Consider the following 17,507-nt stretch of genomic DNA (forward strand, 5'->3'; position numbering starts at 1 on the left):
TCAGGCAGCGCGACGATCCGGTGCAATTGGAAGGGCCAGAAGATGAACCGCCGCCTCTACCGGCCGGGCCAGCAGATTTGCGGCAAGCTGCAGGGTCGGGCCGGTGCCATCGGCTTTGCCGCTTTGTTCCTGCATCGCCTCAAAGCATTTCAAAACAAGGCGCCCGGCGGCGAACTGGATGGCCTTTTGCAGCAAGGTTGCAGCGCGGTTTGCAGGCAGGTCGGCCCGCCCGACATAGCCGGTCCAGAAGGCGCCGACCTCGTCCAGATGGGCCTCTAACGCGTAGTTCATCGCAGCGTCAATGCCTGCCGGATCGGATAGCTTGTGCAGTCCCGTATGCGTCCAGGCATAGAGATATTCCGCAATGATGCTGCCGATATCCCAGGCCCGGTCCCCATGGCCCAGAAACTCCCAATCAAGAAAAACCGGTTGCCTGCCGCCCGGACCGGATGCGTGTTGCCGGAACAGGATATTATCCCATTTGACGTCGCTATTGATCGGCGCGTCCGCACACCATTGATCTGACAATGCATCAAGTGCGTCGCAAAATGGCTTGTGCTGCTGGATTTGTCGGGTCAGGCCGAGCGCTGCGAATGACATGTTCTCTGCCGCCGCAAGTGACGGCAAATGCACGGACAAAAACCAGTCACGGGGCAGGACCGGCAAGGACCCTTCCACGACAGGACAATCATGCAGCGACGCCAGGGACCGCCCGATCATCCGCGCGCGCGACAGGCTGAGCCCCTGGTCACTGCGCGCAATGACACCTGCGCTGATAGCCGGGTCGACCGCTTCGAGAACCAGCATTCCACTATCGGCCGCCCAAAGGTAGCGGCGTGGGGTGACCGGAAAGCCGGGGTAATCGGTGGTGTCCGACAGCCAGTTGTAGGCGCGCGCCTCATGCGTGACCGTGCCAAGGCCGGTCTGCCCATCGGCGCATTTGACCACATATCGGCGCTGGCCGCCGACATGCACAAAATAGTTCCTGTTCCGCCGCGAGATATCGGTGATTTCCACAGATGCCGACAGAAGGTCTGCCCGGTCGATCAGGTCCGCATCGCATAACACGCCGATCAGTTGACCGGCGTGTGACAGGGTGTTTCGCGCAGGCTGATCTGTCGTTGCTGCCCCGTTAGCAGACATTGCAGCTGGGGCCGGATTGACCGCCACCGCTACACAGGCATTGGCTTGTCGCCGAACAGCCATCGGACGAACAGCAGTTGGAATTGGTACTGTCACTGCGCGATGTCAGGATTGTCGTCGTCACGACAATCGTTGCGGTAACACAGGGCAGGGACGTAAATGCAGCCCCCGGTCCGGCGGATAGATCACCAACCGCACGTGGCCCGTCCGGGTTGATCGTTCCGCGCAGGAAATCTGCCCGCATTTTTTGTGTATTGACCTGCCGCCTTGTGACTTCGGCGTCGCTGCTGACCCAGAGGATGGACCCGGCAGGTCCGCCATCACGGCTGTCCAGCTTTTCGCGTTGAACCACCGCGTCGCGGCTTACTTTGGTGTAGCTGTCAAAATTCAGCGATGAATAAAGCCTGACGGCATCCGGATCATCCGGGTCGTCGCCCAGATATCCGCTGATTGCCACAAGATCGCTGTTTTCGTCCGCCTGCATCGCCTTGAGCGGCGCATCCGGTTCCAGATCAATTTTTTCTTTCTTGGTCGCACTGCCCTTGCGGGTCGTTTTCGAAGCTTTGGCCATAATTGCCGTCCTCCCACCGTGCCATAATGGGCAAAGGGTATCACAAGTTGGGTCAGACACCAAATGACCGGTGCCTGACCCAAACCTTTTGGGGGACTATCCTGCCGGTGTCTGCTTTCTGGCGCGCCGCGACCGGTAGCTTGGCAGGATCACAAGAGCTGCGGCAATCACCAACAGGCCCAACGTCATCGGACGCTGCCAGATGAAGGACACACCATCATAAAGCTGCATGGAGCGTGAGAAATTGTCTTCCAGCATCCCGCCCAGAATGAACCCGATCAGCAGGGGGGCAAGCGGGTAGTTGGCAAAGCGCAGCGCTGTCGCACACACGCCAAAGCCCACCAGCAAAAGCAGCTCTGTCGCGTTGTTCTGGCCGATATAGGCACCCATCAGGGTAAAGAACAAAATAAACGGGATCAGGTAGTTTCGCGGCACTGCGAGGATTTTCGCGATATAGGGGATCAGCGGCAGGTTCAGCATCAGCAGGATGAGGTTGCCAATATACATCGACACGATCACGGCCCAGAAAATCTGTGGCTCGTCCAGCATCAGACGGGGGCCGGGGGTGACATTCAGCGCGATCAATGCGCCCAGCAGGATGGCCGTCGTGCCTGATCCGGGGATGCCCAATGTCAGCAAAGGCACAAATGATCCGGTACAGGCCGCGTTATTGGCGGTCTCGGGCGCGGCCAGCCCCTTGATCGAGCCTTTGCCGAATTCTTCCTGCTCGGCCTTGGTGGCGATGTTGCGTTCGACCGCATAGCCCAGAAAGCTTGCAATGGTGGCACCTGCACCGGGCAGAACCCCGATAAAGAACCCTTGCAATGACTGCCGCCCGATCACCGGTGCGATTGATTTGGCCTCTGCCCTTGTGATCCGCAATTCCTTGATCTCACCATCGCTGTTCCCGCTTGGCTTGGGCGGGTTCAGAACCAGAAAGATTGCTTCGGGCAGTGCGAACAGCGCCATGGCAAGCGTGATGAAACCAAAACCGGATTGCAGGTCCATGATGCCCATGGTGAAGCGGGGCAGGTTGAACAAGGCCCCTTCGCCGACGGTTGCCATGATCAGCCCAAGAACTGTCATGACGATTGCCTTGGCGACCTGCCCGGTCCCGGCGAATGCGGCGATGGCCGATAGCCCCACCACCATCAGGGCGAAATATTCGGCGGAATGGAATAGCAGCGCTACCGACGACAGGGCGGGCGCAAAGATCATCAACAAGACAGCGCCAATTGTACCGCCGCAAAAGCTTGCGATTGCGGCGATGGTCAGGGCCTTGCCGGCCTTGCCCTGTTTGGCCATCGGATAGCCATCAAAGCTCGTGGCCACGGTCCCCGCGACCCCCGGCGCATTCAGCAGGATAGACGATGTCGACCCGCCAAAAATGGCCCCATAATAGACCCCGGCAAGTAGGATCAGCGCAGCGGAGGCATCACCGATAGAGATGGCCACCGGGATCATGATCGCGATGATCGACATCGGCCCAAGCCCGGGAAGCATCCCGATGAAGGTCCCGATCAGGCAGCCGCCGATCACCATCAGCAGGTTTTGGATTGAAAAGGCCGTTTGCAGGCCGATCAGAATTCCATCCAGCATTGTTTAGCCCCCCAAAATGCCGGGCAACGGCCGGAGATAGATACCAAGCACCTGTTGAACCAGATACCAGACAATCAATGTTGCAAGCAGCGCAATGGGCACCATGACGTGCCATTTCCGCTCTCCCAGAATAAAGGACCCCAGCACCAGAAAGGCCGTGGTCGAGATCAGAAACCCAACGGGGCGCAGGCAAAGCGCGTAAGCGACCATCAGGGCCAGCAGCAAAAGGGCCAGCACAAGGTGGTACTCTGCCAGCCGGCGATAATCTATCGGGCCGGTTTGCTCTTCGCTTTTTTCCAGTCCCAGCAGGATAATCAGCGTGCCGATAATGCCGATGACGGAAAGGACCTTGGGAAATGTGCTGGGCCAGATCGGGTTGCGGCGCATGAAGGGGGCAAGCCCCTCATCCATCGTGAACCAGGCTGTGTAGCCATAGGCCAGACAAATGCCCAGCAAGATAAGTGCGATCCAGCGATCCAGTGCCATATCTCAAATTCCCAGATTAAGATGGCCGGTGCGCAACCGGCTGTCGGAACAGCGTGACAGGCCTACCCGTCCGCATTCCTGAAAGGCAGAGCGGCCATAAGCGCCCGCTCTGCCAGATATAGACTTACAGGAAGCCCAGCTTGGTCATCAGGTCACCGATGACTTTTTCCTGCTCTTCCAGGAAGGCTTTGAACTCATCGCCCGGGTTGTGGATGTTGACCCAGCCATTGCGCGCACGCACGTCTTCCCATTCGGGGGTGTCATACATCTTGGCGATGGCGTCCTGATAGGCTGCAACCTTGTCGGCGGGCAGATCAGGTGCGCCAAAGAACCCGCGCCAGTTCACGAATGTGGTGTCGATACCCTGCTCTTGCATGGTCATCGCGTCCGGTGCGGCGTCCACACGCTCATCCGCGGTGACCCCAATGATCTTGACCTCGCCTGCGGCAGCCAGATCGACTGCTTCGGAGAACCCTGTGGACAGGGCCGCAATCTCGCCTGACAGCAGGGCTGCCATGGCTTTGCCGCCAGCATCATAGGGGATGTACTTGACGCCAAGCGCATCCTTGCCGGCTGCTTCCATCACCATTGCTGCGACCAGATGGTCCATCCCGCCAGGGACAGAGCCGCCGCCGATTGCCGTTGCCGCCGGATCTGCATCATAGGCCGCCAGCAGATCATCCATGGAATTGATCGGGCTGTCCTTGCCGACAACAATCGCCGCGTAGTCACCGATAGTGCCTGCAACAAGGGTCAGATCACGGAAGTTATGCGGGAACACGCCAGTCAGCGAGCGGATCACGATGGGGGTCGAGTTGACCATCAAGGTGCCATGCTGGCTTTCGGCGTTTTCGATCATGAAACCGATGGCCTTGCCGCCACCGCCGCCTGACATGTTTTCATACGAGGCGCTGCCAACGATCCCTGCATTTGTCAGGGCTTCGCCGGTTCCGCGCGCGGTTCCGTCCCAGCCACCACCGGCGCCGCCGGGGATCAGAAAGTGGATACTGTCAAGAACCTGATGTCCGTCCGACAGCGCAGGTGTCCCCAATGTCATCGCGGCCATGGCTGTTGCCAGCACAGCGCGCCTTCCGATGTTGAATGTCATGATGTTTTCCTCCCATTTGACAATCATCCGCGTCGCGGATCAGCTTGTGCAACCAATCACCCGAAACTGACACAAACCTGTCATGCGCCTAAAATTTAACCAAGAAAAGAAAGTATGACCCTGTGAAGTTCCTGCTTGTCGAAGACAATATCGAGCTGGCCCACGCCATCAGTTCACGGATGCAGCTGGATGGGCATGTCGTTGATCATGCAAGCAGAATTCAGGACGCAACCGCATTTTCGCAATCCGAGGATTATGATCTGATCCTGCTGGATATCATGCTGCCCGACGGGGATGGCACGACGTTTCTGAAACATCACCGGGCCAGCCGCAAGGATACGCCAGTGATCATTCTGACCGCGCGCAGTCAGGTGTCGGACAGAATCAATATGCTGGATCTGGGTGCCGATGATTATGTCACCAAGCCATTTGACCATGCCGAATTGCAGGCCCGTTGCCGCGCCGTTTTGCGCCGCCGGATGGGCACCGCCCAGACGGTGCTGCGGCTGGGCGACGTGGCCTTTGATCCGGTCAAGGGGCAGCTGACGGTCAAGGACCGCGTTGTCAGCCTGCGCAATCGCGAACTGCGCTTGCTTGAGCTGCTGTTCAACGGCCCGGGGCAGATATTTCCCAAGCACAAGCTTTTTGATCGCCTGTTTTCCTATGATGACGATGTGTCCGAGAACGCGATCGAGGTCTATATCGGGCGCCTGCGCAAACATCTCGAAGGGTCCGAGTTGAGCATTACCACCCTGCGCGGGTTGGGTTACAGGCTGGATCATGGCTGAGGCTGTCCGCGTTGCAGGCTCTTTGCGCAAACGGCTTAGCCTGACCCTGATCGGGGGAACGGCCGTCCTTGCGATGATCCTATTCTTTGCCGTGCGCAGCTATGCGGCCCAGATCGCGCAGCAGGGGCAGGACCGTATTCTCGGGGCGTCTGTCACCGCGATCCTTGATGCGGCCACGTTGCGGGATGGTCAGGTTCAGGTCGATATTCCTTACGCGTCATTTTCGATGCTGGGTACAGAGTCCGATGACCGGGTCTTTTACGCGATCTATCAGGATGACCTGTTGTTGTCGGGTTATGACCAACTGCCGGCAGGCAGCATCACGCAAGCCGGTGGCGCAACATATCAAGAGATCAGCGTAGATGGTGCGCAGGTGCGGTTGGCGGCGGCCTCGCGCGTATTGATCGGCGCCAATATTCGCACAACAGTGTCGGTTGGTGTCGGTCAGACCCAGGACGCCCTGTCTGGTACGCTGAACCGCATTTCGCGCAACGTCGCAATTTTTGGTGGCGGGTTCTTTGTGCTGGCGGTTCTGTTGTCCTTTTGGGCCACGTCGAACACGATTGCGCCACTGCAGCGATTGACGGATTCACTGACGCGCCGCGGACCGCAAGACTTAAGCCCCGTGACCCAGCCCGTCCCCTCTGAAATGGTGCCGCTGGTGTCGTCGCTGAATGTGTTGATGGGGCGGCTTGACCAATCCTTGTCCCGATCCGAGGACTTTATCGCCGAAGCCGCGCACCGCGTCCGCACGCCGCTTGCGACGGTCAGGTCCTATGCCGAAACGACCCTGCAACGGGTCAGCAAGGAAGAGAACCGGATGGCCCTGCGGTCAATGATCCGCGCCATTGATGAAAGCTCGCGGGCTGCAGGCCAATTGCTTGATCATGCCATGATCACCTTTCGGGCGGATCATCTGGACCGGCAGCAGATCGACCTGTTTGATCTTGTCGAGGATCTGGTGGTGCGTCTGACCCCGGTTGCAGACATGAAAGATGTGCAGATTCAGTTATCAGGCCCAAAACCGGTGACTGTTGCCGGTGATCCGATCCTGCTGCAGAACGCCCTGCGCAATCTGATCGACAATGCGCTGAAATATGCGCCAGCAGACAGTGTCATTGATATTGCCGTCCATGACGCACCTGGGCAGCATGTTGTCGTCAAGGATCAGGGTCCGGGCTTTCCCGAGGATCAGATACTAACCTTGGCGGGTCGGTTTGTACGCGGCGACAATGCGGCCGGGTCCATTGGGTCGGGGCTTGGGCTGACGATTGCCCATGAGGTCGCAATTGCCCATGGTGGCGCAATGACATTGGCCAATCGGCCCAAGGGGGGCGCATGCGTTACATTTACGCTTTCATCCTAAGCCTGTTGCCTGCAACCCTGACCGCACAGGACTGGGAAGACGAACGGTTTTTCGGTGACCCGGATGCGGCAGTTACGCTGCAGATCGTCTCGAGCACGGACACGACATTTTTCGCGCCGATTATCGACGGGTTTCTGGCCGAAAACCCGGATACTGCAATCGCCTATTTCGTCACTGGCACGGCGGATATTGACCAGATATTCCGGGTCGATCCCAAGGCCTTTGATCTAGTGATCTCCAGCGCCATGGACTTGCAGTTGAAACTTGCCAATGACGGTTTTGCCATGCGCCTTTCGGATATCGTGCATCCGCAATGGGCGCAGTGGCGTCAGAGCGTTTTTGCCTTCACCCGCGAACCTGCGGCCATTGTCCTGAACAAGGCGGCTTTTGCCGGGCATCCGATCCCCAAAACCCGGCAGGACGTGATCACCGCCTTGCGCGACCGCCCCGAGGTGTTTCGAGGCCGCCTTGGCACCTATGACGTCCGCCAATCCGGGGTTGGCTATCTTTTTGCGACCCAGGATGGACGGGTGTCAGAGACATATTGGCGCCTGATGGAGGTTATGGGCGGGCTGAATGCCCGACTTTATTGTTGTTCGGGGCAGATGATTGATGATCTGATGACCGGCAAGATCGCGATGGCCTATAACGTGCTTGGCAGCTATGCGGCGGCGCGCGCCGATGCCTCTGATCGGATTGAGATCATCCTGCCATCCGACTTTCCAACCACCATGATGCGGACGGTCCTTGTGTCCGGCCAGACCCGGGAACCCGACAGGGCAGCCGCGTTTGTGGCATATCTTCTTGATCCGCAAAGCCCCGGTCGGGTGCAGTCCGCGCTACCGGCCTTGGCCCCCGGCGATGATAGCGGGCGTGCGGCCACGATCGCCCTTGGGCCTGCCTTGATGACGTATCTTGATGATCTGAAACGGCGCACTTTCATCGAGGAATGGGAAAACGCGATGATCCAGTAGGGTAGTGGGGTCAGGAAACGCCCCGCCGCATGCGCTGGCAAAGCAGGATGACAGGTATCAACCCGATCCCGGCAATCACAAGACTGGGCACGGCTGCGCCGCTGAGCCGTTCATCCGAGGCCAGTCGGTAAGCCTGCACCGCCAATGTGTCGTAGTTGAACGGGCGCATGATCAGGGTGGCCGGCAGTTCTTTCATCACGTCGACAAACACAATCAATCCGGCGGTCAGCAGGCTTGTCCGCAGCATCGGCATATGCACCCGCCTGACAAGCGCTGGCAGATCAGCACCCAGGGTCCGCGCCGCCGCGTCGATATTTGGCCCGACCGAGGCGATCCCCCCCTCGTATGCCCCGATGGCGGCGGCAAGGAACCGGATCATATAGGCCGCAATCAATAGCCAGATCGACCCCGTCAGCAGCAGCCCGGTCGAGATATCGAATGTGGCGCGCATCCATGCATCAAGCGTATTGTCGAATAGCGCGAATGGGACAAGCAGCCCGACGGCGATGACCCCGCCCGGCACCGCATAGCCAATCCGCCCCAGATAAAGCGAGACCGCAGCCATGCGTGTCCCGTTCACGCGGTTCAGCGTGCCAAGCACCATGGCCGCCCCAACCGTGACAAGTGCTGCGATGCCAGCCAGTGTGATAGAATTTCTGATAAAGCCCAGATAGCGCGGGCTCAGCAGGTTTTGCTCGGATCCAAGCGCCATGCTGAAGAGCGTTATCACCGGAATGATGACGCCCAGGAAGACGGGCAGGAAACATAGGATGAACGCCACGGCCTTGCCCGCCGGGCCTAGTGGAATGCGGTCCATGGGCGGTTTGCGCTGGTTGTCGACATAGGCTGCATTCCCCCGGCTATATCGTTCCATGAAGGCAAGCAGCAGGGCGAAAGCCAGCAACCCCAGCGACAATTGTGCCGCCGCAGCCCGGTCTGCCATTGCAAACCAGCTTGTATAAATTCCAACCGAAAAGGTCTGTACGCCGAAATAGGCAACGGTGCCGAAATCTGCGATTGTTTCCATCGCGACCAGCAAGACCCCTGCCGCAATCGCCGGCCGCGTCATGGGGAGGGACACCCGCAGGCAGGCCATCAAAGGTGATGTGCCAAGCACCCGGGCTGCCAGAAAGGCAGAACCGCTTTGCGCTGAAAAGGCCGCGCGGGCCAGCAGGTAGACATAAGGATACAGCACCAGCGTCAGCATTGCCGCCGCCCCGCCCAAGGATCGGATTTCCGGAAACCAGTAGTCCCGTGGCCCCCATCCCATCAGGTCGCGCAGGCTGGATTGCACGACACCGGGATGGTCCAGAATATGCGTATACCCATAGGCCAGCACATAGGCTGGGAAAGCCAGCGGCAGCGCCAGCGCGATTTCCAGCCAGCGCCGTCCGGGGAACTCTGTCATGGTGACAAGCCAGGCCGCACCGGCCCCGATGACGGCACTGCCAGCCATTACAATGACGACAAGGATCAGCGTGTCGCGCGAATAGCGCCATAAAACCGTCTCTGCCAGATGCGAAAGCGTGTCAGTCGATCCGCTGAGCGCGGCGGCGATCACGCCCAGATAGGGTAGCACGCAAAAGCAGGTCACCAGCAGCGCGATCAAGCCAACAAGGGCGCGCAACACGGGCCGCGTGCGGCGCGGTCTTGATGCGGTCAGTTTCATCACCCTTCGACACTCCGAGATGCGCTGTGGTCCTGGCTGGACAGCGCCTTTTATCCCGGGTCTGTCGAAAGCAAAACCGCAAAAGCCCAACGCGAGTGCGATGGCTTGTGGTGGGTGATTGTCATTGCGCCGGCCCGATGTGACGATTTTCAGGGTCGCTTGAAATACCGGCGCTCATGTCCGAAGGGCGACGGCAGATCAGACGGGGCATCGGTTCGGCGACATGGGTCCCCGGTGCCGAGCAAATTGACAGAAAGGCGGAAGGCCCGGCTCAGAAAATACGCAATTGGCACGGTGCGGCGGGCGCAGGATGCTCTGAACATTTGCTGCAACGGCAAGATCCGGGCGCCTTGTCGACTATACAGGCGGGACAATTTGGGCGCACCAAGACGGACATTCACCGTGGTGCCCTAAGTAATATTGTATCACGAGAGGATGCCCCCAGAAAATTCTTTCCCCCTGATTTGATTTACTTTTTCCGGCGTATTGCATGTCTTGACGGCAATCCTCGTGCGCAAGCAGGACGCGCAAATCTCAAAAAAGCTTTGACTCCATTATGACACCGATGTCATGACATCGGTGTCATTTTGGGCAAATTGCTTCTGCCGCAATGTCCGATGGGGTTTGGGAGGGACACAGATGGCAACAATCTATGACGTTGCACGCGCCTCTGGCGTGTCGCCAAAAACAGTGAGCCGCGTCATCAACGGCGACGGTGCCGTAAAGGCTTCGACCAAGGAAGCGGTCGAAAAAGCGATTGCCGTTCTCGGGTATGTACCCTCGACCGCCGCACGCGCGATGCGGTCGAACAAATCAGGGCTGGTGGGTTTGATCACGGGCGCAATCTCGCTGTCGCACAGTCGCGCGGAAGTGTCCGGCCTGCCGGATCTCTTCATTGTGCAGGGAATCCAGAAGGCCATGGAAACCAGCGGCAAGACGCTGCTGATCGCTGACACGGGCGGCCAGTCTGACAGGGTTCCGCAGTTGATCCGCACGTTTGAGGAACACCGGGTCGAAGGCATCATTTACGTGGCCGATCACCATCGAAAAGTGTCACTGCCGCCTGTATCAAAATCCACCAAGCTTGTGCTGGCAAACTGTTATGATGACGCCGGATCACCGGCGATCCTGCCCAACGATTATCAGGGGCAGTTGACCCTGGTAAACAGCTTGATCGCCAAGGGGCACCGTCGGATTGCCTATCTTTCGCTAAACGCGCGGCTTGAGGCGACAAAGCTGCGCACAAAGGGCTATCAGGATGCCTTGGCTGCTGCAGGGATCAAATTTGATCCGGCCCTCCTGATCCCGGCCGATATCGACACCGCAGACCCAGACACCGAAGTACAACTCCTCTGGGACGCCATCGACCGCATTCTGTCGCTGCCAGAGCCGCCTACGGTGATCTGTTTCGGCAATGATCGAATGGCGATGCGCGCCTATGGAATATTGCGCAGTCGCGGATTGTCACTGCCCGATGATCTTTCGGTCGCGGGCTATGACAACCACCGACTGATCACCGAAACGCTTTACCCGACGCTGATGTCAGCCGAGCTGCCCTATGCCGCGATCGGCATCCGTGCGACCGAGCTGTTGTTGGCGATGATCAGCGGCACAACTGCGGAACCAACCACACCCATCTTAATCGGCGGCCCCGTGACGGCGGGCAATTCCGTCAAGGACCTTCCCGCCCCAATCACCAAACTTTCGTCAATAGGGAGGACGACCAAATGAAACTCACACCAACTATTGCAGGTGCGCTTGTCGCATCGACTGGTCTGGTCAGCGCCGCAGCAGCGCAAACCGAATTGTCCATGTGGTATCACGGCGCCGGCGGTGAAGTTGAAGGCGCGATCATTCGCCAGATTGTCGATGACTTTAACGCCAGCCAATCCGATTATGCTGTCACCCTCGAAAGCTTCCCGCAGGAAAGTTACAACGACTCGATTGTTGCCGCTGCCCTTGCTGGTAACCTGCCCGATATTATTGATGTGGACGGCCCCGTCATGCCAAACTGGGCTTGGGCGGGCTACATGCAGCCGCTGTCCATCGACGAAAGCCTGATCGAAGATTTCCTGCCGGGCACCAAGGGTGTCTGGGACGGCCAGCTTTATTCCATCGGATTGTGGGACGCCGCCGTGGCCCTGTATGCCCGCCAGTCCACATTGGACGCGCTTGGCCTGCGCACCCCAACCCTTGAAGAGCCGTGGAGCGGTGATGAATTCATGGCGGCGCTCGACGCTGCGAAGGCCTCGGACGCCTGCGAATATGCGCTCGACCTGGGCATGGCTTGGACCGGCGAATGGTATCCTTATGCCTTTAGCCCGTTCTTGCAGTCGTTCGGTGGTGATATCGTCGACCGGTCGACCTACCAGACCGCCGAAGGGGCGCTGAACGGCGACGAAGCATTGGCATTTGGCGACTGGTGGCAGTCGTTGTTCACCGAACGATACGCAGAAGGCACATCGCAAGACCCGGCCAGCCGCGACACCGGCTTTATTGACGGCAAATACTGCTTCAGCTGGAACGGCAACTGGGCGGCTGTCGCCACGCTGGATGGTGGCGTTGATGACGTTCAATTTCTACCGGCCCCAGACTTTGGCGGTGGCAACACAATCGGTGCTGCATCTTGGCAGTTTGGTGTGTCCGCCACATCGGACGCGCCTGAGGGCGCGAATGCCTTTATCGAGTTTGCTTTGCAGGACAAGTATCTGGCTGCCTTCACCGACGGCATTGGCCTGATCCCATCGACGCCTTCGGCTGCTGCGATGACGGAGACTTACAAGGAAGGCGGGCCGCTGAACGTCTTCTTTGAGCTGAGCAATCAGCAGGCGCTCGTCCGTCCGGTGTCGCCGGGCTATGTGGTTGCCGCGAAGGTGTTCGAAAAGGCCCTGGCCGACATCGCCAATGGCGCCGACGTTGCCGATACATTGGATGCCGCAGTTGATGAGATCAACACCGACATCGAACGCAACGGCGGCTACGGCCACTAAGCGCGCTTTGCGTGGGGGTGGCGCACATGCCGCCCCCGCGACTTCCGCTGAAGGAGCAAAAAAATGGCATCCAAACTGACAACTTCGAACCGCGCAGGCTGGGCCTTTGCCCTGCCGGGCTTTGGCTTGCTGACGCTGTTCATCGTGGTGCCCTTCTTTTTCGCCTTCTTTCTGTCGCTGACCAATCAGCGTCTGATTTCGCCAAACCCGACGGAGTTTGTTGGCCTCGACAATTATCGCAACCTGCTGAGCATTTCGGTGCTGACAATTGAACCGGCGCGCGACGATACGGGTGCTGTCATGCGCGACGAAGACGGTAATCCGGAATACCCGCGCGTGCGAAGCTTCACCCGCAACAACCCGGACTATCCGCAATATGCGGGCATGCGCGAGTGGTTCCGCTGGCATAGCGGCGACGATGCGAAAGTCGTCGTGGCGACGGACGTGGTGTTTTGGAAGTCCCTGCGCAACACGTTGATGTTTGTGCTGGTAGTGGCCCCGGTGCAGGGGGGACTCGCGCTCGTGTTGGCGCTGCTGATCAACCAGAAATTACGCGGGATAAACATCTACCGCGCGATCTATTTCATGCCTGTTGTGGTCTCGATTGTCGTCGTCTCGCTGTTGTGGCGGTTCATCTATGCCGAAGATGGATTGCTCAATTCCATTCTGAGCGCTTTCAGTTTCGGCATGTTCGAGGGCCCTGATTGGCTGGGCAATGAAGATACCGCGCTTGGGGCGATCAAGGCGATGTCGATTTGGCAGGCCGTTGGATTTCACATGGTGATCTGGCTGTCGGGGCTGCAAACGATCTCGCCCACATTGTACGAGGCGTCGTCCGTCGAAGGCGCCTCCAAATGGCAAACCTTTCGCTATGTAACTTGGCCCGGGCTGCGCAATACGGCGGTGCTGGTGTTGATCGTGATCACCATGCAAGCCTTTGCACTCTTCGCCCAGATCGACGTGATGACCAATGGTGGACCCTTGGACAGCACGACGACGGTCGTCTTTCAGGCGGTCGAGCGGGGGTATGGCAAGCAGGACATCTCGGGCGGTTCGGCGATCTCGGTCATCCTGTTCCTGCTGGTCCTGAGTATCAGCCTGATCCAACGCTACCTGACGCGGGAGAGATAAGATGGCCGGCGTTTCACAAGACAATCAGGGCCTCCGTTTGATCACGCGATATGTCGTCCTGACCCTGATAGCGATCATCTTCGTATTTCCGCTGATTTTCATGGTCATGTCGAGCCTGAAACCAGACTTGCAACTGCTGCGGGATACCTCGAGCATCCGGGCGTTTCTGCCTGTGGGCGATATCAGCCTTAGCAACTACACAGCCGCGTTCAACCGGGCGCCGGTGGCGACATTCATCTTCAACTCTGTGCTGGTCACAGGGATCACCGTGCTGCTTTCGCTGTTGTTCTGTTCCCTGGCCGCATTTTCGTTTGTTTTCCTGAACTGGAAAGGGCGCAACTTGCTGCTGTCCATTGTTCTTGCCACGCTGATCATCCCGTTTGAGACCATCGCCATTCCGCTATTGCTACTGGTAAGCCAACTGCCGTGGATCGGATTGGACGGGCTGCAAACCGGCTGGCTGAACACCTACCGGGTGCAGATCATCCCATGGATCGCGGACGGGTTGACGATCTTTCTTTTCGTGCAGTTCTTCAAAGACTTGCCCCGTGATTTGATCGAGGCAAGCCGGGTTGAAGGCGCTTCGTGGATCCAGATCTATTGCCGCGTCGTGATGCCGCTCGCCGGTCCTGTGGTGGCCACGGCGGCGATCCTGAAGTTTCTGGTGATGTACAACCAGTACCTGTGGCCGTTGATCGTGGTGCAGCAGGAAACCTATCGGCCTGTGATGGTGGGCCTTGGCTATTACTTTCAGCTGAACCCCGCATGGGGGGAGATCATGGCCTATCTGACCGTGATCACGGTGCCTGTTCTGGCCTTCTATCTTGTCCTGCAACGCGCGTTCATCGCGTCGATTGCCTCAACCGGCGTGAAAGGCTAACGCAATGGTTCTCGCCCTCAAAGATTATTTTGTCTGGGATAGCTGGTATGTCCGCGACGGCGACCTGTGGCATGGATTTTTCCTGAAGGCGGCTCGTGCAATCGGGGACCCGGACCTGCGCCACTTCAATGTCAGCTACGGCCACGCGACCAGCACGGATCTGATCAACTGGGATCATCTGGGGACCTGTTTCGAACCCAGCAGCGGCGACAAGTGGGACAATTACACCGTCTGGACCGGATCGGTCGTCCGCGGTGACGACGACCTCTGGCACCTTTATTACACGGGAACCCGCAAGGACGAAGTCGGTTTGCCGCAACGGATCGGTCATGCGACCTCGACGGATCTGCACAATTGGACCCGGGTGGGTGACGGGCTGATCCTCGATCTGACAGGCCCACATGCCCACCACTACGAGGCGGACTTTGCCGAGGGCGTATGGCACGACCGCGCTATGCGCGACCCCTGGGTCCTGCGTGACCCGTCAGGTGACGGCTGGCTGATGTATTTTACCGCCCGCGTTTCCGGCGCGGCCGAGCCCAACAATGGCGGTTGCATCGGTTTTGCCACGTCGCCGGACGGCTACGACTGGACACTTCAACCCCCCGTCTTTGCGGGCGGTTACGGCCAGCTGGAAGTCCCGCAGGTCTTTCAGGCCGACGGTCAGTGGTTTTGCCTTTTCTGCACTTGCGCAGAGCACTTCTCCGAGGCGCAAGCGGGTCTCACAAAACCCGTGTCTGGCAATCACTACCTTATCGGTGAAGGTCCTCGCGGCCCATGGCGCATCGCACCCGGTTTTCTTGACGGTGATGTCCCTTGCCGCCGATACGCGGCGCGGATCCTGCAGACGGACAAGGGCCTTGCGATCCTCGGCTTTGCCGACCGTCCCGACGGCGTCGATTTCGTCGGCCACATCATGGATCCCGAACCCGTGGTCGTCACGCAAGATGGGTTGCTTCATGTCATCTCGAACCTCAACGCAGCGGAGTAAATAATGGCCGACGTCAAACTGCGCGAAATTAGGAAAAGTTACGGTAAGGTCGAAGTCATCAAAGGCGTCGATATTGATATCAAGGACGGTGAATTCGTCGTCTTTGTCGGGCCCTCTGGCTGTGGAAAGTCGACCCTTTTGCGCATGATCGCGGGGCTGGAAGACATTACCGATGGCACGCTCGAAATTGATGGCGCGCGCGTCAACGATCTGGAACCATCCAAGCGTGGCATCGCCATGGTTTTTCAATCCTACGCGATCTTTCCGCACATGACAGTGCGCGAAAACGTGGCCTTTGGGCTGACCATCAACAGGGCAAGCAAGGCCGAGAAGGACGAAAAGGTCGGGCAGGCGGCCCGCATCCTGCAGATGGAACATCTGCTGGACCGCCGCCCGTCCGAGCTGTCCGGCGGCCAGCGCCAACGCGTTGCGATTGGCCGCGCGATTGTCCGCAACCCGAAGGTATTCCTGTTTGATGAACCGCTCTCAAACCTCGACGCCGCTCTGCGGATGGATATGCGCATGGAGATCGGCAAACTGCACCAGGATCTGGGTGCTTCAATGATCTACGTGACCCACGATCAGGTGGAGGCGATGACACTTGCTGACAAGATCGTGGTTCTCAAGGACGGTCTGGTCATGCAGGCTGGTGCGCCGATGGATCTGTATCATGAGCCTGCAAACCTGTTCGTCGCGGGTTTTCTGGGTGCGCCTTCGATGAACTTTCTCGATGTGACGGTGCATGACCTAAACGACAAGACTGTGTCCGTCAGCAACGCGTCGCTCGATAAAATCGAAGTCCCTCACAAAGGGCGCCACTTTGAGGTTGGGCAAACCGCCACGTTAGGCATTCGCCCGCAACACATGCAGCCCGTCGGCGATGGGATGGGGAAGCTTCATGGCAAGGTTATCCTGTCCGAACGGCTTGGAAGTGAAACGGTGATCGACATCGCCTTGGCTGATGGTGGCAAGGTGATCGCAGCGCTGGCCGAGGATTCCATTCAAAAACCCGGTGCCGTCACCAATTTCGATTTTGACCCGAACCAGGCACATATCTTCCCCGAGACGCGATGACGAAACCAGTCCCGATAGATGGCGGCAGAAATCACCGGTCTCGTCGTCTTTCGCCCTCATGTTCAGCGGCTGCACTAGACGGAAAGCTTTCCGCGCCCGCGTGATTTTGGCAAGGTCAGCGGGCCGAAACGCGTTCTTTGGATACGATAGTGCCACTGCTCTTGAATCTAAGTGTCTAGCAGCAACCGCAGCTTGGCAATTCGTCCGCGCAGCTGGTCTTTCGAGCGTGCGGCATTAGCGATGCCTTGACTTGCAGCCATCAATAGCTCGGCGCATTCCTGACTGTCGTGGCGCACCTCGGACAAGCGACGCGCCAGACTTTCGCAGATACTGGAATTCATCCGTTCGAAATGATGCGCACTGACGGCGTCTTTCGTTTGGAACAGCTCTTGAGCAAAATTTGATGTCCGCACCAGCGAATAGGTAAACATATGCTTTGCGGTAACTGCCGCGATGACGGCGTCAACAGGGTCGTCAGTCCCTTTCAATTCAGCCGCAACGATTTCAGTTAAGTCACGGGCGACATTCTCGGCAACTGCGTCGAAGATGGCCGGTTTGTCGGGGAAGTAGCTGTAGAGCGTCGCTTTCGAGATTGATGCCGCATCGGCTATCCCCTCCATCGTTGCACCGCGAAAACCTTGTGCAATGAACACCTCTTGTGCTGTCGCGACCAGCCTCGCGCGGCGCTTGGTCCTTAGCTCGGTCGTGTCTCTCAAGGTTTACACTTCTCCAAAAGT

16 protein-coding genes are annotated in these 17,507 nt (G+C 58.5%); 9 read left to right on the plus strand and 7 right to left on the minus strand.

Annotated elements, in window-relative coordinates; genetic code table 11:
• From AABB31_RS17425 to AABB31_RS17445, 5 genes are all read right to left on the minus strand, one after another.
• Positions 1–1,143, minus strand: coding sequence for an aminoglycoside phosphotransferase family protein (locus tag AABB31_RS17425; RefSeq protein ID WP_342076936.1), 1,143 nt, complete (start codon positions 1,141–1,143; stop codon positions 1–3).
• Complete coding sequence (locus AABB31_RS17430; RefSeq protein WP_342076935.1) at positions 1,133–1,714, minus strand: hypothetical protein; 582 nt, start codon at positions 1,712–1,714, stop codon at positions 1,133–1,135. The genes AABB31_RS17425 and AABB31_RS17430 overlap by 11 nt, the downstream gene beginning before the upstream one ends.
• Positions 1,715–1,810: 96 nt before the next feature.
• Positions 1,811–3,313, minus strand: coding sequence for a tripartite tricarboxylate transporter permease (locus AABB31_RS17435; protein ID WP_342076934.1), 1,503 nt, complete (start codon positions 3,311–3,313; stop codon positions 1,811–1,813).
• A gap of 3 nt (positions 3,314–3,316) precedes the next feature.
• Entirely contained in the window at positions 3,317–3,799 is a 483-nt protein-coding gene (locus tag AABB31_RS17440; RefSeq protein WP_342076933.1) for a tripartite tricarboxylate transporter TctB family protein, read from the minus strand.
• Positions 3,800–3,923: 124 nt separating this feature from the next.
• Positions 3,924–4,907 (minus strand): tripartite tricarboxylate transporter substrate-binding protein, encoded by a 984-nt coding sequence (locus AABB31_RS17445; RefSeq protein WP_342076932.1) that lies wholly within the window; start codon positions 4,905–4,907, stop codon positions 3,924–3,926.
• A 122-nt stretch (positions 4,908–5,029) separates the two neighbouring features.
• Between AABB31_RS17445 and AABB31_RS17450 the strand changes: the two genes are divergently transcribed.
• From AABB31_RS17450 to AABB31_RS17460, 3 genes are read left to right on the plus strand one after another with little or no spacing between them, the layout of a single operon-like run.
• Positions 5,030–5,695: a response regulator transcription factor gene (locus tag AABB31_RS17450; protein ID WP_342076931.1), complete on the plus strand. Its 666-nt coding sequence runs from the start codon at positions 5,030–5,032 to the stop codon at positions 5,693–5,695.
• Positions 5,688–7,061 (plus strand): sensor histidine kinase, encoded by a 1,374-nt coding sequence (locus tag AABB31_RS17455; RefSeq protein ID WP_342076930.1) that lies wholly within the window; start codon positions 5,688–5,690, stop codon positions 7,059–7,061. The genes AABB31_RS17450 and AABB31_RS17455 overlap by 8 nt, the downstream gene beginning before the upstream one ends.
• Positions 7,034–8,035, plus strand: coding sequence for an extracellular solute-binding protein (locus AABB31_RS17460; protein ID WP_342076929.1), 1,002 nt, complete (start codon positions 7,034–7,036; stop codon positions 8,033–8,035). Before AABB31_RS17455 ends, AABB31_RS17460 begins: the two co-directional genes overlap by 28 nt.
• A 10-nt stretch (positions 8,036–8,045) precedes the next feature.
• On the opposite strand, the gene AABB31_RS17465 is transcribed toward AABB31_RS17460, so the two are convergent.
• A complete protein-coding gene (locus AABB31_RS17465; RefSeq protein ID WP_342076928.1) occupies positions 8,046–9,704 on the minus strand; it encodes an iron ABC transporter permease in 1,659 nt (552 codons plus the stop codon).
• A gap of 639 nt (positions 9,705–10,343) precedes the next feature.
• Between AABB31_RS17465 and AABB31_RS17470 the strand changes: the two genes are divergently transcribed.
• The 6 genes from AABB31_RS17470 to AABB31_RS17495 all read left to right on the plus strand — a co-directional run bounded on the left by AABB31_RS17470 (position 10,344) and on the right by AABB31_RS17495 (position 16,770).
• Positions 10,344–11,435: a LacI family DNA-binding transcriptional regulator gene (locus AABB31_RS17470; protein ID WP_342076927.1), complete on the plus strand. Its 1,092-nt coding sequence runs from the start codon at positions 10,344–10,346 to the stop codon at positions 11,433–11,435.
• The gene (locus AABB31_RS17475) at positions 11,432–12,694 is read left to right on the plus strand and encodes an extracellular solute-binding protein (RefSeq protein WP_342076926.1); all 1,263 of its coding nucleotides are present in this window, start codon (positions 11,432–11,434) and stop codon (positions 12,692–12,694) included. The genes AABB31_RS17470 and AABB31_RS17475 overlap by 4 nt, the downstream gene beginning before the upstream one ends.
• Positions 12,695–12,757: 63 nt before the next feature.
• Positions 12,758–13,825 carry a sugar ABC transporter permease gene (locus tag AABB31_RS17480; protein WP_342076925.1) on the plus strand — a complete coding sequence of 356 codons (1,068 nt, stop codon included), beginning with the start codon at positions 12,758–12,760 and terminating at the stop codon, positions 13,823–13,825.
• 1 nt (position 13,826) lies between these two features.
• On the plus strand, positions 13,827–14,705 hold the full coding sequence (locus AABB31_RS17485) for a carbohydrate ABC transporter permease (protein ID WP_342076924.1): 879 nt from the start codon (positions 13,827–13,829) through the stop codon (positions 14,703–14,705).
• A gap of 4 nt (positions 14,706–14,709) precedes the next feature.
• On the plus strand, positions 14,710–15,696 hold the full coding sequence (locus tag AABB31_RS17490; protein WP_373635075.1) for a levansucrase: 987 nt from the start codon (positions 14,710–14,712) through the stop codon (positions 15,694–15,696).
• Between the two features lie 3 nt (positions 15,697–15,699).
• Positions 15,700–16,770 (plus strand): sn-glycerol-3-phosphate ABC transporter ATP-binding protein UgpC, encoded by a 1,071-nt coding sequence (locus tag AABB31_RS17495; protein WP_342076922.1) that lies wholly within the window; start codon positions 15,700–15,702, stop codon positions 16,768–16,770.
• 167 nt (positions 16,771–16,937) lie between these two features.
• Here the strand turns inward: AABB31_RS17495 and AABB31_RS17500 are convergent, their stop codons facing one another.
• Positions 16,938–17,486: a TetR/AcrR family transcriptional regulator gene (locus AABB31_RS17500; protein WP_342076921.1), complete on the minus strand. Its 549-nt coding sequence runs from the start codon at positions 17,484–17,486 to the stop codon at positions 16,938–16,940.
• Between the last annotated feature and the right edge of the window lie 21 nt (positions 17,487–17,507).

It is taken from the genome of Yoonia sp. SS1-5 (genome assembly GCF_038443705.2).
Classification (GTDB): Bacteria; Pseudomonadota; Alphaproteobacteria; order Rhodobacterales; family Rhodobacteraceae; genus Yoonia; species Yoonia rhodophyticola.